Source organism: Bacillota bacterium (genome assembly GCA_012837335.1).
Lineage (GTDB): Bacteria > Bacillota > Limnochordia > Darwinibacteriales > DTU012 > DTU012.
Genome location: DURM01000032.1, coordinates 1 through 20,831 on the forward strand (window position 1 = coordinate 1; position 20,831 = coordinate 20,831).

Annotated in this window: 20 protein-coding genes and 1 other RNA gene; 1 reads left to right on the forward strand and 20 read right to left on the reverse strand. The window is 48.1% G+C overall.

Annotated elements, in window-relative coordinates; genetic code table 11:
- Positions 1-354: 354 nt before the first annotated feature.
- The 18 genes from rlmD to ssrS form a co-directional block, all read right to left on the reverse strand.
- Positions 355-1,728, reverse strand: a complete 1,374-nt coding sequence (gene rlmD / locus GX019_04640; protein HHT36446.1) for a 23S rRNA (uracil(1939)-C(5))-methyltransferase RlmD — start codon at positions 1,726-1,728, stop codon at positions 355-357.
- Positions 1,725-3,014: a U32 family peptidase gene (locus GX019_04645; protein HHT36447.1), complete on the reverse strand. Its 1,290-nt coding sequence runs from the start codon at positions 3,012-3,014 to the stop codon at positions 1,725-1,727. Before GX019_04645 ends, rlmD begins: the two co-directional genes overlap by 4 nt.
- 26 nt (positions 3,015-3,040) lie before the next feature.
- Entirely contained in the window at positions 3,041-4,093 is a 1,053-nt protein-coding gene (gene mltG / locus GX019_04650) for an endolytic transglycosylase MltG (protein HHT36448.1), read from the reverse strand.
- Positions 4,094-4,189: 96 nt separating this feature from the next.
- Entirely contained in the window at positions 4,190-4,435 is a 246-nt protein-coding gene (locus GX019_04655; protein HHT36449.1) for a DUF1292 domain-containing protein, read from the reverse strand.
- Between the two features lie 15 nt (positions 4,436-4,450).
- Positions 4,451-4,858 carry a Holliday junction resolvase RuvX gene (gene ruvX, locus GX019_04660; protein HHT36450.1) on the reverse strand — a complete coding sequence of 136 codons (408 nt, stop codon included), beginning with the start codon at positions 4,856-4,858 and terminating at the stop codon, positions 4,451-4,453.
- An 11-nt stretch (positions 4,859-4,869) separates the two neighbouring features.
- Positions 4,870-5,808 (reverse strand): 4Fe-4S binding protein, encoded by a 939-nt coding sequence (locus tag GX019_04665; protein ID HHT36451.1) that lies wholly within the window; start codon positions 5,806-5,808, stop codon positions 4,870-4,872.
- Positions 5,809-5,819: 11 nt separating this feature from the next.
- Complete coding sequence (locus tag GX019_04670; protein ID HHT36452.1) at positions 5,820-7,229, reverse strand: hypothetical protein; 1,410 nt, start codon at positions 7,227-7,229, stop codon at positions 5,820-5,822.
- On the reverse strand, positions 7,226-8,479 hold the full coding sequence (locus GX019_04675) for a pilus assembly protein PilM (GenBank protein ID HHT36453.1): 1,254 nt from the start codon (positions 8,477-8,479) through the stop codon (positions 7,226-7,228). Before GX019_04675 ends, GX019_04670 begins: the two co-directional genes overlap by 4 nt.
- A 47-nt stretch (positions 8,480-8,526) precedes the next feature.
- On the reverse strand, positions 8,527-8,796 hold the full coding sequence (locus tag GX019_04680; GenBank protein HHT36454.1) for an IreB family regulatory phosphoprotein: 270 nt from the start codon (positions 8,794-8,796) through the stop codon (positions 8,527-8,529).
- 54 nt (positions 8,797-8,850) lie between these two features.
- The gene (gene alaS, locus GX019_04685; protein HHT36455.1) at positions 8,851-11,487 is read right to left on the reverse strand and encodes an alanine--tRNA ligase; all 2,637 of its coding nucleotides are present in this window, start codon (positions 11,485-11,487) and stop codon (positions 8,851-8,853) included.
- A gap of 90 nt (positions 11,488-11,577) precedes the next feature.
- The gene (locus tag GX019_04690) at positions 11,578-12,600 is read right to left on the reverse strand and encodes an AI-2E family transporter (protein HHT36456.1); all 1,023 of its coding nucleotides are present in this window, start codon (positions 12,598-12,600) and stop codon (positions 11,578-11,580) included.
- Between the two features lie 68 nt (positions 12,601-12,668).
- Positions 12,669-12,872: a hypothetical protein gene (locus GX019_04695; protein HHT36457.1), complete on the reverse strand. Its 204-nt coding sequence runs from the start codon at positions 12,870-12,872 to the stop codon at positions 12,669-12,671.
- A gap of 81 nt (positions 12,873-12,953) precedes the next feature.
- Positions 12,954-13,319 (reverse strand): Fe-S cluster assembly scaffold protein NifU, encoded by a 366-nt coding sequence (nifU, locus tag GX019_04700; GenBank protein ID HHT36458.1) that lies wholly within the window; start codon positions 13,317-13,319, stop codon positions 12,954-12,956.
- Between the two features lie 27 nt (positions 13,320-13,346).
- Positions 13,347-14,504 carry a cysteine desulfurase NifS gene (nifS, locus tag GX019_04705; protein ID HHT36459.1) on the reverse strand — a complete coding sequence of 386 codons (1,158 nt, stop codon included), beginning with the start codon at positions 14,502-14,504 and terminating at the stop codon, positions 13,347-13,349.
- Positions 14,501-14,953, reverse strand: a complete 453-nt coding sequence (locus GX019_04710) for an Rrf2 family transcriptional regulator (GenBank protein HHT36460.1) — start codon at positions 14,951-14,953, stop codon at positions 14,501-14,503. The genes nifS and GX019_04710 overlap by 4 nt, the downstream gene beginning before the upstream one ends.
- Positions 14,954-15,034: 81 nt before the next feature.
- Entirely contained in the window at positions 15,035-16,348 is a 1,314-nt protein-coding gene (locus tag GX019_04715; GenBank protein HHT36461.1) for a replication-associated recombination protein A, read from the reverse strand.
- 23 nt (positions 16,349-16,371) lie between these two features.
- Positions 16,372-17,073: a tRNA threonylcarbamoyladenosine dehydratase gene (locus GX019_04720; GenBank protein HHT36462.1), complete on the reverse strand. Its 702-nt coding sequence runs from the start codon at positions 17,071-17,073 to the stop codon at positions 16,372-16,374.
- 63 nt (positions 17,074-17,136) lie between these two features.
- Positions 17,137-17,317: non-coding RNA, 6S RNA (ssrS, locus tag GX019_04725), on the reverse strand.
- Between the two features lie 192 nt (positions 17,318-17,509).
- Between ssrS and GX019_04730 the strand changes: the two genes are divergently transcribed.
- Positions 17,510-17,752: a hypothetical protein gene (locus GX019_04730; GenBank protein HHT36463.1), complete on the forward strand. Its 243-nt coding sequence runs from the start codon at positions 17,510-17,512 to the stop codon at positions 17,750-17,752.
- Here GX019_04730 and aspS read toward each other — a convergent pair.
- Positions 17,739-19,508, reverse strand: a complete 1,770-nt coding sequence (aspS, locus tag GX019_04735; GenBank protein HHT36464.1) for an aspartate--tRNA ligase — start codon at positions 19,506-19,508, stop codon at positions 17,739-17,741. The genes GX019_04730 and aspS overlap by 14 nt on opposite strands.
- 5 nt (positions 19,509-19,513) lie before the next feature.
- Positions 19,514-20,779 carry a histidine--tRNA ligase gene (locus GX019_04740; protein ID HHT36465.1) on the reverse strand — a complete coding sequence of 422 codons (1,266 nt, stop codon included), beginning with the start codon at positions 20,777-20,779 and terminating at the stop codon, positions 19,514-19,516.
- Between the last annotated feature and the right edge of the window lie 52 nt (positions 20,780-20,831).

Consider the following 20,831-nt stretch of genomic DNA (forward strand, 5'->3'; position numbering starts at 1 on the left):
TTCAGCAGCTTGTTTTGTCGTTAAGTAATCCATTATGAATACCTCGCAGAACACAAAATTCCAATTTTTATTATATGCGAAGAAACGAACAATTTCAACATATTACAACTTTATACATAATAAATAATGTATTTTCAGAAAATGAGTATACCTGCATTAAATGTACATCCATCCTGTCTCCTCAACCTCTATGAAAAAAGGCCGTTATCTAATCTGTCAACTCAACCCTGCAAATTTTGGAGTTCAAATTGTACCTCAAAAATAATCGTCGATATGTTTCCGTGTACGCATTTTAGCCCTTCAGGTCGAGTAGACAACTTTGATGCAAATTCGGAAATCCGCTTAAATAAAGGCTTACAGCCGCGACATCAATGTGACGCACTCCACATGACTTGTATCCGGAAACATATCAACCGGCTGCACCGATTCAACCCGGTAACCAGCCTCAACTAGGATGCCTAGATCTCTGGCCAATGTCGATGGATTGCAGGATACATAAACTACTTTTGGAACCTGTACTTTTTGGATCGTTTCAAGGAGGCTGGGATCACAGCCGCGGCGCGGCGGATCGACAATGACCACATCCGGTTTTAATCCTTGATCCAAGAGTTTTGGTGCTAAGTCTTCGGCTTTTCCTGTATAGAACTCAGCGTGCCTGATGCCGTTTAGATCGGCATTAAACCGGGCATCTTCGACCGCTTCCGGCACGGTTTCTACACCGATTACTTTTTCCGCATCAGAAGCAAGATACAGTCCAATTGTACCGATGCCGCAGTACAAATCCCAAACCGTTTCCTTGCCTGTTAATCCAGCCGTTTCTTTCGCCAAATCATAAAGCACCTTGGTTTGATGAGGATTGACCTGGAAAAAGGATCGCGGGGAAATGGCAAACTCTAAATCTCCGATTTGATCGAGCAGATATGCTTCTCCCCATAACAGCCTGCTTTCATAGCCGAATATTACGTTCGTCACCTTGGGATTGACATTCTGATAAATACTCGTAAGTTCAGGCAGCTTTTTGGTCAGCTCTGCAACAAGCTCACCCTGATGGGGAAACTCATTGGTGCGCGTTACAAAAATCACCATCAGTGTCTTTCTGCTGAAGCTTGTCCGGATTACCGCGTGTCGGACAACACCAGTATGATTCTGTTCGTTATATGGCTCAATGTTTAAGTCAATCAGCGCCTGCTTTACCACTTTGGCGGCTTTATTGATCAGCGGATGCTGAATCCGACAGTAATCAGTATCGACAATATTGTGGGACCGCTTCTGGTAAAACCCCATTACCAAACGGTTGTCTTGTAAACCGACTGGAAACTGAGATTTATTGCGGTATCCTTCCGGATTGTCCATACCAATTATCGGCAGCACCTCAGCTTCGATTCTGCCGATTCTCCGAATTGCATCTTGAACGCGTTTCTGCTTCCAAGCAAGCTGGTATTCATAACCCATATAGGCCAGCTGACACCCGCCGCAGGACTCGGCTTGCGGGCAAAACGGCTTAATCCGCTGCTCTGACTCCGTTAGGATTTTTTCAATCAAAGCGCGGGCATAGGTTTTCTTAGTCGAGATCACCCTGCCTAGTACTACATCCCCGGGCAGAGCCTCAGGCACAAAGACGGCAAAATCATCGACTCTGCCGATGCCTTCGCCGTCATGAGTTAAATCTGTTATTTCAATCTGGTACGCTTTTCCTATTCTTACCGGACACTTCTGTTTTGCCTTCATTTAGTGTCTCCCTCGTTATCTGACTCTTGTTTGCGCGCCGGCCTTGATTCCCGGTGCAGCATTGCTTCTTCGCTGTCAGTCTTAGCTATCCTGAGCATCGACATCGGTTTCACAGGCGGCATTTTTATCCGAACCCGGTAGTTAGCATGGGCTGCATCCAGCAATTCTCCGTCTACTTCGTTGATAATCTCACTTACATCCAGCACCAGCATTTGATCCAGCGGCTGAATGATTTCCACCTGGGATCCTACCGGGAAATAGTTGCGCACTCCAATTATTGCTTCTCCCGCATTGTGGTCGTAGTCTTCCACCATACCGACAAAATCATAGCTCTGGAGATAAGCAGAGCTTTCTGGATAAGTTCCCGGCTGACTGCCGAGGAAGAACCCTGTGTAATACGGACGGTGGCTGACTTTGTCAACTTCGTTTAAGAGCTCGGGATCCAGCTTGTATCCTTCCGGATCAGCAGCATAGCTGTCGAGAGCCTGCCGATAAGCTCTGACCACAGTGCCGACATAATACGCGCTCTTCATTCTGCCTTCAATCTTAAGGCTGTCAACCCCGATCTCAATCAGATCCGGCAGATATTCCAGCAGACATAGATCCTTAGAATTAAAAATATAAGTGCCGTCTTTCGTCTCTTCTACCGGGAAGTATTGGCCAGGTCTTTTCGACTCCATCACAGTATACTTCCAGCGGCAGCTTTGGGCACAGGCTCCCAGATTTGCTTCTCGCCCGGTCATAACTCCACTTAACAGACAGCGTCCCGAATACGCCATGCACATAGCTCCATGAACAAACATTTCCAGCTCTGCATCTGTTTTTTCCCGGATCAAGCGGATATCCTCACGGGTAGCTTCCCGAGCCAGCACAATGCGCTCTATCCCCATACTGCTCCAAAAATTTGCCGCCTGCCAATTAATGGTATTAGCCTGCGTGCTTAAGTGCAGCGGCAGATCAGGTGCTACTGCTTTAGCGATGCTGATTACCCCCACATCGGCAACAATAATCGCATCGACCCCTAATCCGTTTAAAAACTCAATATATTCAGGCATCCCCTCAAGATGATGATTGTGGGGAATAATATTCACAGTTACATATACTTTAACGCCGCGGTCATGGGCGTACTTAACCACAGCAGCTAACTCATCGTTATCAAAATTTCCTGCTCCAGCTCTCATACCGTAAAGCTGGCCTGACAGATAAATAGCATCTGCGCCGTAGGCAATTGCAACCTTCGCTTTCTCCATATTTCCTGCCGGAGCCAATAATTCCGGTATTCTCAAGATCAAACAACTCCTAAAGTAAAATTCTAATACCCCAGCGACCTTCTCGCTGCGACATGTTCTTGAAATGTTCTGCTGAACTGATGCGTGCCATCATTCTTGGCAACAAAAAATAAATAATCAACATCAGCCGGACTTAACACCGCAAGGATCGATTTCAAACCCGGGCTGGCAATCGGTCCCGGCGGCAGGCCATCATAGCGGTAGGTATTATACGGCGAATCAATCTCTAGATCCCGATACAGCACCCGACTGCGGTTCTCAGTCATAACATAGCGCACTGTCGGATCCGCCTGCAGCCGCATGTCAATATCCAAGCGGTTCAGATATACAGCAGCTACGATCGGCCGCTCAAAGTCATAAATTACTTCTTTTTCCACGATTGATGCCAGCGTTACTACTTCATGCAGTGTGTATCTATGATCAAGCAGACTAAGGTCAGTATTTGGAATCACCTGCTCAACAAACCGTGCCACCATCTGCCGGATAATCGCCTCTTCGCTCTGCTCTTTAGCAAAGTAGTAGGTATCCGGAAACAAATAGCCCTCTAAGGAAGCGATTGGAAGCTCGATTGGCAGTTCCTCGCCAAAGACCAGTTCGGCGTTGGATGCTAACAGCAAAAAGCGCTCCCGATCAACCAAACCCTCATCAGCCAGTACATCAGCAATTTGCTTCAAATCATAACCTTCGGGAATCACAACCCGGTGGATGATAATCTCTCCTGCGTTCAGCTTTTTGATCACTTCCATCGTGCTCATCGTTGGATTTAAAAGATACTCTCCGGCTTGTAATTGGCTGTCGCTTTTGGTAATGCGCAGCATAAGATTGAATAAATTGGCATTGCGAATTAAGCCCTGCTCAAATAGAAGCTCACCAATACTGCTGGCAGACAGCCCCGCTGGAATTGTGACGATCGCATCCAAACTGTTTGGGCAGGTGCTTGCCGGTCGATGAGCCATTAGAACTGCTGCTGCAAGACCAATCTGGGCAATGACTGCAGCGATTACTAGTCCAATTAAAAGAAAACGGACCGCTAACAAACTGGTCCGCTTAGCCTTTGACAGTAAATTGGGTTTCAAAAACAACCCTCCTAATCCGATCAGCATCATTCTGGTCTAAGCTAGTTCATTATAAACCAAGGCAAGAATTAATGCAAATCAGATAATGGAAGAAGCCTAATCCATCTCAGATTCTAAGATCTCCACTACCCGGTCAAATTCATCATCGTCTTCGATCTCAACCAAAATGTCTTCGCCGTCATCGTCCTGTTCAACCCGAAGAATAATCGCTCCTTCTTCCGGATCTTCGTCGGGCAGCAGCACAACATACCGGTTATCGTCGATTTCTAAGTAATCCACAACAGTAAACTCAACCTCGTTGTTATTCTCATCAATCAAAGTAATCTTATCGTTATCGGTCATTGCTGTTATCCTCCTTTAATTTCGGTCTAAATAACCCTGTAGAATCACACTCGCTGCTACTTTATCCACTACACGGCGTCGTTTTGCCCGACTTACATCCCCTTCAAGCAAAATTCTTTCCGCTGCGGCTGTAGAAAAGCGTTCATCCCAAAACACAATTGGAACCGTGACTGCTTCTTTAAGTTTCGCAGCAAATGCCTCCACCTTTTCTGCCTCCGGACCATAGCTGCCGTCAGTGCGGCGCGGCATTCCCACTACGATCCGCTCAACTTGGTACTGGTCAGCTATTTCCGCCAACCGCTTGAGGTCTTGCTCAATACTAGTTCGCCTAATTACTTCCAATCCCTGCGCCGTAAAACCTAAAGGATCGCTTACAGCCACACCAACCGTTTTTTCACCTACATCTAATCCCAATACCCGCATTTCGTCTCTCCCTAAATCACTTTAATGGCAAACTCCGGACAAGCAGCGCCGCAGTAGCCGCAGAACACACATTTTTCCCGATCAACTGTGATCACATTATCGACATTGGTTAAGGCTTTTGAAGGGCAAGCCTGCACACACTTTTCACACAGTACACACCAATCATCGATATGTAATCTGCGCTCAACTTCATCAAGCACCAGTTTCTCCACCGGCTCGCCATTAAAGTAGGCTAAATTGCGGTGCAGCTCCTGCTCATTCTTCATGCCAACAGCAATCGAATCAATCTCCTGCTGATTCAGCAAAAACTCAAATGCCGCCTGCTGACTGGCAATCAGATGGCCACCTCCGAGCGGCTTCATGGCAAAGATACCTTTGCCCAGAGCAGCAGCTTGCTTTATCGCATCAAGCATTTGATCACGGCTGCCGCCTTGAATACCAATGCCGGAAAGGTTGATGAGAGGCGAAATCACTTCGATTTCGGGGTATTTCAAAGCCCCCAGCACCCCTTGAACATAGTGAGTAGATATTCCTACTGCCTTTACTTTTCCCTTAACTTTGGCATTTAATAAATACTCCAGCGCTGGCCAATGACCCCGGATCGTGTGCTCCGACTCCTGTTCATGAAGCATAAAGATGGGAATTTGGTCCAGATCCAACTCTTTCCGAGCTTCTTCCAGAGCATTCTCCATCATTTCTTCAGTATACGCATAGGACTTGGTAGCAATTACTACTTCATTGGACCATCCCTTCAGCGCTTCTCTTATGTAGCCGTAGTTGCGATATAACTGCGCAGTGTCAATAAAATTCACACCTGCTTCTAAAGCTTTCCGAATCAATTTGCTTCCGTCCGCCAAGGGCAGATTCCGCTGAAGCGGTCCGATGGTCAGCGAACCAAAACACATTCTTGATACTTTAAGTTTAGTCTTACCCAAATTGCGATATTCCACTAGCAAAACTCCTAGTACACAGGTTCTTCAACTTTTATCTTTAACCAACGCGGCAGCTGCGGCAGCTTATCTTGAGGTCCACTCTCAACATAGATCCTGGCTACACCTGGATTAGCTATGAGCACAGTGTCTATCTCCTCGTCTTCTCTTCCGGCAAGCTGCTGTGCAAGCGTTGCTTCGTCAATTACACCTCTGATGACAGCTTGAGTGCGGAGATTCAACTGATAACCTGCCTCCGTCTCATTGATGCTAACTGAGTCAAAGGATACCGTCTCGGGGACAAGCACAAATCCATCCGGTACTGCTTCTGCCAACAATGCTGCCGTCGCTCTGCTGAGTTGATCAAGATCGACAAGATACGCTTTTCCAACGCAGATACCGGATGCAAAAACTTCGCTGGTTTCTTCATCTACTTGAGACATGTTAGTCCACTCGATATCAATTTTAAAGGTTTCATCAATCATTAATCGTCCACCAAGCTGAACTATTAAAGCATCGCGCAGCTCCTGCTCTCCATCTCTTCTCACTAGGTTCTGCGCCCGTTCAATATCTTCCCGGACAGCCACCTCTAGAACAACATCTTCGCCACCGCTGGTAGGATCAGAATTGCGCACTTCTAAATCATAGCCACGAATAGCTACAATCCGCCCGGCGGCAACATTCCCCTGGCTGCCGGCTTCAACAGCCTCGATTTCCACTTCAGCCTTGCCAGCGGTCAACCCGGTGGGAATATCCATGAAATACTGAGTAGTAACTGCCGGAACCACAACATCTTTGGTTGTTCTAAATAGGATTCCGCTGCCTGTTTCTAAAATGGTCCCTTTAGCAACTGCGGCCTCGCTCTGAGATTGATTGATCAGTGTTACTGCTCCAACTGCCCGTGAAATACCCACGATCTTTCTGCCGGTAGCAGGTGTTCTACGCGTCAGCAAAGTCTGCACAGACGCCAACTCGATGCCATCCAATCCATCTAGGGGTACCTGCAGTGTATACTTAAAGGTCTCCTGTTTTGGACTGACCACAATCACCGCTTTTGGCAGGTGGTAATAGGCGAGACCGAGCACAGAAGCCGCGATCAGCAGCAGAACAATCAAACGCTCCACTCTGTCCCGACTTTGGCGGTTCCTATGCTTGACTTCAACTGCTTCTTCATCCCCATCCTCAACTGCTGCCGCGGATTCATCGCGGATAACCCGAAGCTCCACCGCTTCTGCGTGCTTAATTATGAGGGGATCTCCGGTTTTGATCACCAGATTTTTTTGAGAATCTTTTGCATATTTTGCTAACAACTTTATATTTATCCGATCACGCAGCGCCCAATTCTCCGGAGGTACCACCAATACTATCTCTGAATCCTCTTCCAGGCGGATCCTGTGCACGATTGTATTCAGCTCATCAGCTGGATCAACATAGATGATCATCCGTACCGCACACCTCCGAAGATGGTACTGGTTTTAGGTTCTGCTTGACTGGCCTGAAAAGCAATGCTCTTTGGAGTCACATCCTGCACAGCAGATAAGAAATCTTTAGGATCAGCAACTCCGAATACATCTTCAGGCTGCAGCAGCCGCACTTCGGGTATAACCGCGAATAATTCCGATTCGACAAGTTTTGGATGGGCTATCGTTTCGAGAATACCCGGAAGTCCGCTACCTCCCCCGCACAAGACCACACGGGGCGGCAGAGGCTGGCCCTGATAGAGCTCCTTTAAAGCCAAGATCAGTGCATCCTGCCATATTTTCAAATCAGCCGTGATAATCTCTTTTACCTCGTCACCGACCTCAATCCCGGCAGCGTAATCCAGCTTAAGCTGCTCTGCTTCCCGCAGCGTTGTGCGGCAGTAGGCAGCAATGCCTTTGGTAAAAGCCCGCCCACCAATACCGAACATTTTTGTTTTCACAATGCCTCCCCGGTGAATCAGGGCAAGATCGGTGCTGCCTCCACCGATATCAATTACCAATGAACCAAACTCGTAGCTTTCGTCGGTAAATGTACTGGCTGCCACCGCATAAGGCTCAGCGACTAGACCTACTAAGTCAAGATCAAGACGCTCCACCACGGTTTTTACAGCGCTCACGTGCACTAATGGGGCAAAAACCATAAACACTGTCATCTCCACATTGCGCCCGCGAAAGTCAATCGGATTGCTCACCTGATAGCCATCGATGCTGATATCTACAACAGCAGAGTTTACTAATTCCAAGTCCATCTTTTTAAAGCCCATTTTTTCCGCCATTTCTTCAGTGGCATATTGCTGGGCTTCCAGCTGCACTCCCGCAACCAATCTCGACAGCTCTCTCCTTGTCAGACCCTTATCTGGCCGCTTCCGCTGCCTGAATACTGTTCGGGTCACACCGGTTACAAACTGGCCAGCAATACCTACAACGACCTCAGTAGGCTTGACACCGGCAATAACTGACCCTTGCGTCAGCGCCTGGCGGCAGCAGCGAACAACACCAGCTATATTGGCAATAGCCCCGCTGTCCATATCAGCGTAATCCTGCTGAGATCGGCCAACGCCGATAATAGAGGCTACACCGCCGGCTTGCTCCAAAAACACAGCTTTAACATATTCGGTTCCAATATCTAAAGCTATCCGGTATGTCGGCTCTGAATCCTGGGCCTGCCGAGGATTGATCCGCGATAATAGGTCCTTTAGCATTACTACCATCAATCCTTTATGTGGGATACAGCGCTCAATAAAAGTACAGCAAGAGACTAGCTGCTGCCAGTCCCTTGCGATTTCTGTAAGTAACTTGCGACCAGTTCTTCAAGAATTTTATCTCTTTCTAACTGCCGAATCAGGTTGCGCGCGTTCCCGTGACTTGTGATATACGTCGGGTCGCCTGACATCAAGTAACCAACTATTTGTCCAACGGGGTTGTAACCTTTAGCTTGCAGCGCCTGGTACACTTCCTGCAGTACCTGGGCGATCAAGCCATTCTCTGAATGCGGAAACCTACGGAAGATAGTAGTTTTATCATCCATGACCACCAAGCCCCCTTTTGGTGCAATCCTCATTACCTAATTCGGCACTGCAAATTACTTCTCCTTTAACTGTTCAACTAACAATTCCCGGACAGTCTTGAGAGCTTCCGGAAGTTTCTCCGGGAGCCGCCCACCTGCTTGAGCCATATCAGGTCTGCCGCCGCCTCCGCCGCCGCAGATTTGAGCTGCAGTTTTGATCAGATTGCCAGCGTGAACCACCTTACCAGCGATATCTTTAGTCGCCATGGCTACCAGCAGTACTTTTTCACCGGCACGAGCTCCTAAAAAGATCACCGATGGCTTAAGCTGATCCCGCAGCTTGTCACCTAAGGTGCGGAGCTGCTCTGTTTCTGCCAGCTCTACTTCAGCAATAACTAATTTAACTCCATTGATTTCCTCAGCTTGGCTGATTAGATCACCGGTTACATCGGACACTGCCTTGCGCTTAAATTTATTCAGTTCTGCCTGCAGCTCTTTCTGCTGCTCTAACAGCCGTTCCAACTGTTGAACCGCCTGTTCTACCGGCGCATCAAGAAGTTGGCTGAGTTCTTTAAGCATGGTCTCCCGCTGGTCGGTGTACTCGAGTGCTCGCTTGCCTGCCACTGCCTCAATTCTGCGGACACCTGCGGCAATACTGCTCTCAGATACAATCCTGAACAAACCAATGTCTCCTGTAGCGCTTACATGGGTGCCTCCGCACAGCTCCATCGATTCACCCATGGACACTACCCGCACAGAACTGCCATACTTCTCGCCGAAGAGAGCTATCGCGCCTTTGGATTTTGCTTCTTCAAGCGAAAGATTTTCAGTCTGAACAGGATAGTTGGCCATTACTGCTTCATTAACAAGCTGTTCAATTAACAGGAGCTGCTCAGGTGTAACCGCTTCAAAATGGGTAAAGTCGAAGCGGAGCCTTTCGGCATCAACATATGAACCGGATTGGTGCACATGCTCGCCTAATACTTCCCGCAGCGCTTTATGAAGCAGATGGGTAGCACTGTGGTGTCTCATCGTATCCCAGCGCTCTTTGTTGTAAACCGAGGCTAACACTGGATCTCCAACCCGCAATTCTCCTGAAACCAGCACACCTTCGTGAGCAATAATGCCTTCAACCGGGTGGCTGACATCTTTGACGCTGAACTGTCCAGTTTTGGCAGTAATTGTTCCTGTATCGGATACCTGACCTCCGCTTTCGGCGTAGAAAGGAGTCTTATTTAAAACTACAACTCCCGCTTCACCGGCGCCGAGTCGATCAACGATCTGATTATCTTTAATGATGGCAGCAACTTCTGCTGAGCATTCGGTTGTTTCATAGCCAACAAAGAGCGACTCCAGCTCTTCGTGGAGTTTCTGATAAAGCTCAAGATGGTCACCTAGATAATTCGTCTGTGCCCGAGCTTTTCTGGCCCTTTCCCGCTGCTGTTCCATCGCTGCTTGGAATCCTTCTTCATCAGTAGCAAACCCCTGTTCAGCAGCAATTTCCTTAGTAAGCTCAGCGGGGAAGCCATAAGTGTCATAGAGTCTGAAAACATCTTCTCCGGAAATAATCTTTTCTGCACCTGCCTGATGCTTGCTGATGATATCCTGCAGAATGTTCAGACCTTGATCAAGTGTTTCATAGAAGCGCTGTTCTTCTAGATTAACGACTTTGTGGATATACTCTTTATTGTCCACAAGCTCCGGATAACCGGTCTGCATCTGCTGAATCACGATATCGACCATTTCATTTAAGAACTGACCCTTAATGCCTAAAAGGCGGCCGTGGCGTGCAGCTCTTCTGATCAGACGCCTTAACACATAACCCCGCCCCTCATTGCTGGGCAGAACTCCATCACTTACTAAGAAAGTCAGCGCCCGCGCGTGATCCGTGATCACTCTCAGTGACACATCAGCTTTTTCATCTTTACCGTAGCTGGTTTTGGCGAGACTGGCAGCTTTGTCGATAATCGGCTTGATCAGGTCGATTTCAAAAATGCTTTTTACACCCTGCATCAGAGCTACAATCCGCTCCATGCCCATACCCGTGTCAATACTCCTAGATTCCAAAGGCTCGTATCTACCTGCTTCCCGCTGGATATACTGAACAAATACCAAATTCCAGAACTCCATAAAGCGCTCGCATTCGCAGCCGGGCTTACAGTCGGGATTATCGCAGCCGAATTCCGGACCGCGGTCATAGTGAATCTCGGAGCAGGGTCCACAGGGATAGCCTACACCGATTTCCCAGAAGTTGTCTTCTTTACCGAGGCGAACAATCCGTTCCTGAGGAACACCGATCTTTTCATGCCAGATCTGAAAAGCCTCATCATCATCCAGATAGATTGTTACCCAGAGCTTGTCTTTGGGAATTCCCATATGTTCGATAATAAACTCCCACGCCCAGGTAATAGCTTCTGCTTTAAAATAATCACCAAATGAAAAATTGCCTAACATCTCAAAAAATGTACCATGACGATCGGTTTTTCCCACGTTTTCCAAATCCGGAGTGCGCAGACAGCGCTGGCAGGTAGTTACCCGCCGGAACTCCGGTTCTTCTTGACCCAGAAAATATGGTTTAAACGGAACCATGCCCGCACCGGTCAGCAGTAAGCTGGCATCACCATGCGGGACAAGGGAGGCACTAGGCAGAACCTGATGACCTTTTGATTTAAAAAACTCTAAAAACATAGATCGCATTTGATCAGCTGTAATGTACTTCATCTCTTCCGCATCGAATGTGCGGTTCCCCCCTTCTTTTCTCCACTATTCCTATCTTATCCAATGGCCGAAACCTTGTCAACACTACCTACCGTCCATGCTGTCAAGGCGTTTAAGTGTATGAGTAAGCAGTACCCGCACTACTGCGGCAGCCGGTACGGCAATCAGCATCCCGATGATGCCCATCAGCTCACCGCCGGCAAAAATTGCAAAGATTACCGCCAGGGGATGCAGTCCTACTCTTTCCCCAATGATTTTCGGTGAAATAATGTTTGCTTCGATTTGGTTTACTAATACGAATATCACCAGTACCCATACAACCGATATGGGCGATTTGGCCAGCGCTAAAACTGAAGCAGGAATAAACCCGATTATGGGTCCGAAGTAAGGGATTATATCGAACAAGCCAGCCAAAAGTCCGATAAACAGAGAGTATTTAATGCCGAGCAGCGCAAGTCCACCTGAAATCAAAAGCCCTACCAGACCCGCGTTAACAAGCTGCCCGCGGATAAAACCGTAGATAATCAGATTTATTTCCTTAGCCAGCGAATAGATAGTGAGGCGGTAGCGTTTGGGTATCAGCATCAAGGTCCGCCGCTTAATGGCTTCTAGATCCCGAAGCAGGTAAAAAGCCAAAACCGGTGCAATTGCCAGACTGACGACCTGAGATACTAATCCCACCAAAATTTGGGCTATCCGCTCCGCCAAACCCTCCAGCAGCCTCTGGATGCGGTTTACCAATGTATCAAAGCCAGCCTGCAGCACATCCGGCACAGAAATATCCTGCAGTCCCCGCAGGCGCTGCAGTCCATCTTCCAGCATTTCTGTTTGTTTAGGCACTGTTTTCAGCAGCTCATCAACTTCCTCCGCCAGCTGTGGGATCATAAACGAGATTAAGAGGGCAAGGATAACTGCGAATATCAAATAGACCAATACAATCGCAATTGGACGGGGAACTTGGCGCTTTTCGAAAACCATGACGAGCGGATAGGCAGTGTAAGCGATCAGGGAAGCAAACAAGAACGGACTTAGAACAGCCCGAACCCGGTACAAAAACAAAAGCGCAATAATCAGCAGTATCGTCAAAATCCACTTTCTTGTATCCATGATAATCGCATCGCTCACCACTGTCTGTTTTTGTTTATTTAAAAAGAGGTCGGACCCTGCCAACCTCTCTAGCGAAGCATTGCCTCTAAGCGTCGACTTATCATCTGCCGACCATTCTGATAGCCATTGCCTAAACTCCTCATCCAGCGCCGGCGGGCATACTTCATGCGCCGCTGCATCGGAGTTCCGTCAATTCTGTTCATAAAGTAGATGCCTAAAGCTGCTCCCAGGATTCCTGCAACAAGCCAGCTTCTACCTGATCGATTTTCCATATCATCAACTCCTCACTGTTATTATGTTCATTTCAAAAAAAATTACCGCTTGCCCAGAAATCCAGCAAACGGTAATATGTGTCAGTGTTTAGCCTTGTAATCTTCAATAGCCTTTTTTAAAGCATCTGCAGCCAAATTGGAACAGTGCATTTTCACCGGCGGCAGTCCATCTAAAGCATCCGCTACCGCCTGATTAGTAATTTCTTCCGCTTCCTCGATAGTTTTACCCATAACCAATTCGGTAATAATGCTAGAGGTAGCTACCGCGGCAGCGCAGCCAAAGGTCTTAAACTTGACATCCACGATGCGGTTGTCCTCAACTTTGATCCAGATTTTCATAATATCTCCGCAGCGCGCGTTACCCTCAACACCAACACCGTCTGCGTCCTGGATCTCGCCCACATTGCGGGGGTTTTGGAAATGATCCATCACTTTGTCTGAATACATTGATACCCTATCCCCTTCATCCTCGTATTAACCACTGTATAATGGCGACATCTGCCGCAGCCGTTCGACAATCGGCGGCAGGCATTCTAAAACATAATCAATATCAGCGTCAGTATTAGCCCGACCTAAGGTCAATCTTAATGAACCATGGGCTATCTCATGCGGAAGGCCGATAGCCAAAAGCACATGCGATGGCTCCAGTGATCCTGAAGTGCAAGCCGAGCCGCTGGAACCGGCAATTCCCTTCAGATCAAGGTTCAAAAGCAGCGATTCCCCCTCAATAAACTCAAAACAGACATTGATGTTATGGGGCAGCCGCTCTGTTCTACTACCGTTTAAGCGTGTGTGAGGAATCTGCAGGATGCCATCTAAAAGCCGATCTCTCAGTTTTTGAATTCTCGGCACTTCCACATCCAGCTCCGCTTTAGCTAGTTTCAGCGCTTCCGCCAAACCGATGATTCCGGCGGTGTTTTCTGTGCCGGCGCGTCTGCGCCGCTCCTGCACCCCACCATGCAGCTGCGGAATCAGCCTCACCCCACGGCGGACATAAAGAGCGCCTACTCCCTTTGGGCCATACAGCTTATGAGCTGATAGAGTCAAGAGGTCAACATTTAATGCCTGCACATCAACATCCATGCTGCCCACAGACTGAACCGCATCAGTGTGCATCAGAACACCCTTATCGCGGGCAATCTTACCGATGGCTGCGATTGGTTGAATGGTTCCAATTTCATTGTTGGCATGCATGATCGAGACTAAAATTGTATCATCCCGCAGTGCGTTTTGGAAATCCTCAACGCTGACCAAGCCTTCTTCACTAACCGGAAGGTATGTGACTTCAAACCCATCTTTTTCCAATTCCTTCATAGGATTTAAGACCGCAGGATGCTCAATACAAGAAGTAATAATATGATTGCCGCGCTTCCGGTTTGCTTGGGCCGCTCCTTTAATAGCCAGGTTATTTGATTCAGTACCGCCGCTGGTAAAGATAATTTCGTTAAAGTCAGCATTCAAAACTTCCGCAACCGTCTCTCGAGCTTGATCTAAAGCTTTCTTTGCTTCCCGCCCGAATCTGTGAACAGAAGAAGCATTGCCGTACTGCTCCTTTAAGTAAGGCAGCATAGCCTCCAATACTTCGTCACGGATCGGAGTAGTGGCAGCGTGATCTAAATAGACTGTTTTCACCCTAAATCACCTCTGTTCTGCAACTGCTGCTGCATTAGTTTTGCTTTGCCGGTCAACCAAGCCAATGTTGTATTTTCTAGTACATCTTCGATGCTTGCCTGCAGTTTCTGCCATAAAACCCTGGTTGCACACTTTTCGCTCATGTAACAGCCGTCACTATCTTCTTCATCGACACAACTTCTAGGGGCAACCGGACCTTCTAACGCGGTAAGAATCTCACCAATCGTTATTTCCTCTGAAGGTTTCGCAAGCTGATAGCCACCCTGCGCTCCGCGGAAACTGACCACCAGTCCAGCTCTGCGCAAAACTGAGATCAGCTGTTCTAGATATGCCTCAGGAATGTCCTGCCTTGCGGCAATTACCCCCAGCGGAACAGGTTCCTCGCTGCTGTAGAGAGCTAAGTCCAGCATCGCTCGGACGCCGTATTCTCCCCTCGTTGAAATCCGCATTGTTACCTGCCTCCTAGCAATCCCGAGTAAACTCCTTGGAATTGGGTTCTAAATGATCATAGCACACATGAATTTATTCTGTCAATTCAAACGTGCATAAAACTCGATCCGCTCTTTTACATTTTTTTCCTCACCTTGAGTAGTTGGCTGGTAAAACTTGATATCCGCAACATTGTCGGGCAGATACTGCTGTTTAACATAATGATATGGGTAAGCGTGGGGATACTTGTACTCCGCGCCATGACCCAGGTTTTTCGATCCCGGATAATGGGCATCCCTAAGATGCCGCGGTACCGGCTGGTTAACCGTAGTTTCCACAACGCTCATCGCCTGGTCAATTGCTTTGATCACTGAATTACTCTTAGGCGCAGTGGCTATGTAAATAATTGCTTGAGCGATAGGAATTCGTGCTTCCGGCATACCCACCCATTCCAGGGCATTAGCAGCGGCGTGAGCCATCAGCATCGCCCGGGGATCAGCCATTCCAACATCCTCAGATGCGTGGACGATTAATCGCCGCACAATAAAGCGGGGATCTTCCTGGGCATAAAGCATGCGGGCAAACCAATAAAGCGCTGCATCGGGATCGCTGCCCCGCATCGACTTAATGAAAGCCGACGTCACATCATAGTGGGAATCACCTGACTTGTCATAGGTTACACGCTGAGACTGAACCGCATCCTCAATTATTTCTAAATCGATCTGCCGCACACCATCCTGATCCGGCGGCGCAGCCATTACCGCAAATTCTAAAGCGCTGAGAGCTGCTCTGGCATCTCCATTGGCTGTTTCTACCAAGTGCTCCAAGGCTTCATCAGTGATGTGATGGGGATAATCAGCCAAACCTTTCTCTGACGTGCTGGCCTGCTTAACAACCTTTTTTAGATCCTCATTTGTCAGGGGGTTAAGCTGGAAGATTCGGGAGCGGCTTAAAAGAGCTGCATTAACTTCAAAATACGGGTTTTCTGTCGTAGCCGCGATTAAACATACATCACCATTTTCCATGGCCGGCAGCAATACATCCTGCTGACCTTTATTCAACCTCTGAATCTCATCAATGAAGAGGATTGTCTTCTGCCTATGAAATTTAAGACGATCCTGCGCTTCGGTAATAATCTTTTTAAGGTCGGCCACACCGGTATTGGTAGCGCTGACCTGAACAAAATACGCCTTGGTCACATGGGAAATAACATACGCTAAGGTAGTTTTACCTACCCCCGGCGGACCATACAGAATCAAGGAGCTGATCTGGTCGTTTTCAATAGCTCGGCGCAGCAGCTTACCCGGTCCCAATATATGTTCCTGACCAACAAACTCATCGAGATTGGTCGGTCTCATCCTTACTGCTAACGGCTGTCCACCCCGATCCTTGTATGCCCTGCTGAACAAATCCATCCTGCTCACCTCAGCTGTAAAAATTAACTGCCAATTAAATCCCGCACTACTACACTCGCCATTAAGTATCCAGCTGCGGGAGGGACAAAAGCTGTGGACCCCGGCAGATGCCTGCCGTTTTCTTTCGGCTGGTCAAATCTGATCGGCCGCTCAGTGGAAAACACGGTCTTCACACCCGAAGTAATGCCCCGTTTGCGGAGCTCGATTCGCACTACCTTTGCCAGAGGACAGGTGTGGGTCTCGCTGATATCAGCTGCTTTAAGTTCACTGGGATCAAGCTTATTACCCGCGCCCATGGCAGAGACAATTGGAATCTGGCTGCGGTAGCACCGTTCAATCAGATCAAGCTTCGCTCCCACCGAATCAATGGCATCCACAACATAATCAATCTTGCGAGAAAACACCAGCTGATCTGTATCCTTTTCATAAAAGATAGGATAGCTGAAAACCCTACATTCGGGATTAATATCTTTTATCCGCTCTTCCGCCGCCTCAGTCTTGAGCCTGCCCACTGTGGAAGTCAGTGCGATCAGCTGGCGGTTGAGATTAGAAAGACTTACCCGGTCATGATCCACAATGATCAGTGTCCCGACTCCACTGCGGGCTAAACCTTCGACAGCGGCCGCTCCCACTCCTCCCAGTCCAAAGACTGCGACAGTCGCTGCGTTTAATCGCGCTATACCCTCTTTACCGATTAACCATTCGGTACGGACAAACCGCTCCATACGCTTTTCTCCTCTATTCTTAAAATCAGAAAAACCTCCTATTTCTAGGAGGTTTACTGCGATTTTCTCCCCACTATGCCGTTGAACTGACTAGAATGAACCTGCTCTCGGCAGGTGGGTATCCTCCCAACAGCTTCAAGTGTCCTTCTTGCAAGGCGTACTATCCACTCTTGGAGTTGAATTCCCTTTGTAATGGTGTTGGCTCATTACAAAGCCAGTTTCATCCCGAGCACAGCAGGGCTTTGGTTCAACCTAATCTTAACATAAACAGCTTTAGAATGCAACTACTCTGCTTATCCAATTTAATCCCAAATTAGAAATACTGTGATCCAAACTTGTACTAAATCAGCAGACAGCCTCATAAAATTAACCAGAATATAATTTAAAGGAGGCGATACCCATCGATCTGCTGCTCCATAAGGTCCTGGCTTTAGCTGTGCTTTCCGAAGTCATTACCAACTTTGTCAAAACCCTTGTACCAAACTTGGACAAATCCTATATCACTACTATTGCCGGACTGATCGGTATTATTTTAGCTTGGCTCACAGGAGTTGGACTCTTCAGCACCCTGGACATCCCGGTAAAATATGTTGCGGTTGATCACATTCTTACTGGCGTAATTGTATCTAGGGGAGCTAATATTGTCCACGACTTAGCTTCAAAACTTAACGAGTCTTAATGCTCAGCTTCAACTCTTGGAGCTGCTGCTCAGAAATCACTGAAGGAGCATCGACCATTAGGTCTAAAGCACTGGTTGTCTTTGGAAATGCAATTACATCCCGAATTGAATCTCTTCCGGTCAGCAGCATTACAATCCGGTCAAGACCAAAAGCAATACCTCCATGGGGCGGTGCTCCGTATTCGAAGGCTTCCAGGAAGAAACCAAATTTTTCCTGAGCTTCTTCGGGTGTAAATCCGAGAGCCTTAAACATATTCATCTGCTGTTCTTGGCGAGATATGCGAATGCTGCCTCCGCCAAGCTCCACTCCATTTAGGACTAAGTCGTAAGCCTTGGCTCTCACATTTTTCTGATCAGTAGTTAGTATTTCAATGTCGTCATCATGAGGGGCGGTAAACGGATGGTGAGCAGCCACGTAGCGCCCCTCTTCCTCATCATATTCAAACAGCGGCCAGTCCACAACCCAGAGGAAATTAAAAGCTTCAGGATCCATCAAATCAAGTTTGGCTCCTAAGAACAGACGCAGCCTGCCCAGTACATCAGCTGCAGTCTCCGGCGCATCCGCTACCAGGAGCAGTAAGTCTCCCTCTTCAGCCTCTAAGCGGTCGCAAATTCCCTGGATTTCCCCTTCAGTCAGGAACTTAGCCACCGGTGACTTGATTGTTTCACCGATATTAAACCAAACTAAACCTTTAGCACCATAATCCTCCGCTTTTGCAGTCAGCTCATCAATCTCGCGGCGGGAAAACTTAGCCCCGCAGCCTTTGGCATTGATCCCTCTAATCACTCCGCCGCCTGCAACTGTGGCAGCAAATACCCGAAATTCACTCTCAGCCAGGGCATCGGTTACATCCACAATCTCCAGGCCAAAGCGGGTATCCGGCCGGTCACTGCCGTAGCGCAGCATGGCCTCGGCATGGCTCATCCTGGGAATCGGTTTCTCGATCTTTTTTCCGGTAATATTCTCAGTGAGACCTACAATCATCTCTTCCATAATCGCCATCACATCATCGGCATCCACAAATGACATTTCCACGTCAATCTGGGTAAACTCAGGCTGGCGATCGGCCCGCAGGTCCTCATCCCGGAAGCATCTAGCTACCTGGTAATAGCGCTCAAATCCAGCAATCATCAAAAGCTGTTTGAACAGCTGCGGTGATTGGGGCAGTGCATAGAACTTACCTTCGTGGATGCGGCTGGGTACCACATAGTCCCGGGCACCTTCAGGCGTAGATTTGGTCAGCATCGGCGTTTCAATCTCTAAAAAGCCGTTAGCAGCCAGGTAGTTGCGAACATAGTGCACGATTTTATGTCTAGTGATAATTGCATCCTGAAGATGCTTATGGCGCAAATTCAAATAACGGTATTTTAAAAGCAGACTGTCATCCACATCTTCCACCCGATCAATGTGAAATGGTGGAGTTTTCGATTCTGCCAGAATTTGAAGTGATTGAACATGCACTTCAATTTCACCACTGGCTAGATCCGGGTTTACCTGTCCCTCCGGGCGAGGCTGGACGGTACCGGTAACAGCTACAACAAACTCCTGGCGCAGCTTTTCTGCTGTTTCAAACTGTTCAGCGCTCAAAATCTCCGGGCTGCAGACTATCTGCACGAGTCCGGAACGATCCCGCAGATCAATGAAGATCAAACCGCCCAAATCCCTCCGGCGGTTGACCCAGCCATTTAAAGTTACGGTCTGCCCGGCCAAATCTTTGTTGACAGCGCTGCAGTGATGTGTTCTCTTCCAGCTCATAATGCTTACCCCTCTCTCTCAGCAGCCAAATATTCAACTAATCGATCTAATTCAACGTCCTCTTCAGCACCGGTATCCATCCGGCGTACTCTCACCTTACCTGCCTCCAGCTCAGATTCTCCTACAATTACAACCCAAGCAGCGTTAAATCTGTCTGCCGATTTCATCTGAGCCTTTAAGCTCCGGTCCATGTAATCTATTTCGACCCATAATCCGGCTTCCCGCAGCTTCATAACCAGCTCAACTGCCGCCGTCTTGGTAGCTCCGCCAAAATGAGCCGCATAAACATCAGCATTTTGCTCCGGGAATACACTAATGTTCTGCTGTTCTAATGCCAGCAGCAGCCGATCAATACCAACGGCGTAGCCAACCGCAGGCATAGCTTTACCGCCAATCTCTTCAACCAATCCATCATAGCGGCCTCCACCGCCGATGGCATTTTGGGCGCCTAAACCGGGCACTGTAATCTCAAAGACTGTCTTGGTATAATAATCAAACCCCCGCACCAGCTTAGGGTTCAGCTCATAATCGATACCTAACATATCCAGATACTGAATTACCTGCTGAAAATGATCACTGCATTCCTCGCACAGATATTCAGTAATCGGGGGAATCTCATCAACCAGCGATTGACACTTGGAGTTTTTGCAGTCCAGTACCCGCAGTGGATTGCGGCTGATCCTTCCCTGGCAGGCTTCGCAAAACTGATCAAGCTTAGTACCGAGCTGCTGCTGCAGAACATCCCGATAAGCTCCGCGACACTTGGGGCACCCCAGGCTGTTGATATGTACGTGGAACTCGGATAATCCGCAGGCTTTATACAGCTCGATCGGGAGAATAATCATCTCCACATCCAAAAAGGGATCGAGACTGCCAATCGCTTCTACACCAAACTGGCTGAACTGCCGATATCTACCAGCCTGTGGCTTTTCATACCGAAACATTGGTCCTAAATAGTACAGCTTTGACGGGAGGGATTGGGCATAGAGCTTGTTCTCAATAAAGGCCCGCACCACGCAAGCAGTGCCCTCCGGCCTCAGCGTAATGCTGCGATCACCACGATCAATAAAAGTGTACATTTCTTTCTCAACAATATCAGTTGTTTCGCCGATTCCCCGCTCAAACAGCTCAGTATGCTCAAAAATCGGCGTTCTAATCTCTTGATAACCAAAGCGGCGGCAGATGTCACGAATCTTCTCTTCAACAAACTGCCATTTGCGCGATTCTTCCGGCAAAATATCATTGGTTCCGCGCGGTCGTCTTACATTCACAATTTCTACCTCCTGCCTATATGAAACGAGTGGTGGACAGACCACCACTCGC

What these genes read in the sequence shown, in the direction of transcription:
- GX019_04655 (HHT36449.1), bottom strand. Translation starts at nt 4,435, where the DNA reads ATGACCGATAACGATAAGATTACTTTGATTGATGAGAATAACAACGAG.
- aspS (HHT36464.1), bottom strand. Translation starts at nt 19,508, where the DNA reads ATGAGCTGGAAGAGAACACATCACTGCAGCGCTGTCAACAAAGATTTG.
- GX019_04690 (HHT36456.1), bottom strand. Translation starts at nt 12,600, where the DNA reads ATGGATACAAGAAAGTGGATTTTGACGATACTGCTGATTATTGCGCTT.
- GX019_04715 (HHT36461.1), bottom strand. Translation starts at nt 16,348, where the DNA reads ATGGATTTGTTCAGCAGGGCATACAAGGATCGGGGTGGACAGCCGTTA.
- GX019_04695 (HHT36457.1), bottom strand. Translation starts at nt 12,872, where the DNA reads ATGGAAAATCGATCAGGTAGAAGCTGGCTTGTTGCAGGAATCCTGGGA.
- nifU (HHT36458.1), bottom strand. Translation starts at nt 13,319, where the DNA reads ATGTATTCAGACAAAGTGATGGATCATTTCCAAAACCCCCGCAATGTG.
- GX019_04670 (HHT36452.1), bottom strand. Translation starts at nt 7,229, where the DNA reads ATGATCATCTATGTTGATCCAGCTGATGAGCTGAATACAATCGTGCAC.
- GX019_04710 (HHT36460.1), bottom strand. Translation starts at nt 14,953, where the DNA reads ATGCGGATTTCAACGAGGGGAGAATACGGCGTCCGAGCGATGCTGGAC.
- rlmD (HHT36446.1), bottom strand. Translation starts at nt 1,728, where the DNA reads ATGAAGGCAAAACAGAAGTGTCCGGTAAGAATAGGAAAAGCGTACCAG.
- GX019_04675 (HHT36453.1), bottom strand. Translation starts at nt 8,479, where the DNA reads ATGGTAGTAATGCTAAAGGACCTATTATCGCGGATCAATCCTCGGCAG.
- ruvX (HHT36450.1), bottom strand. Translation starts at nt 4,858, where the DNA reads ATGCGGGTATTGGGATTAGATGTAGGTGAAAAAACGGTTGGTGTGGCT.
- GX019_04680 (HHT36454.1), bottom strand. Translation starts at nt 8,796, where the DNA reads ATGGATGATAAAACTACTATCTTCCGTAGGTTTCCGCATTCAGAGAAT.
- GX019_04720 (HHT36462.1), bottom strand. Translation starts at nt 17,073, where the DNA reads ATGGAGCGGTTTGTCCGTACCGAATGGTTAATCGGTAAAGAGGGTATA.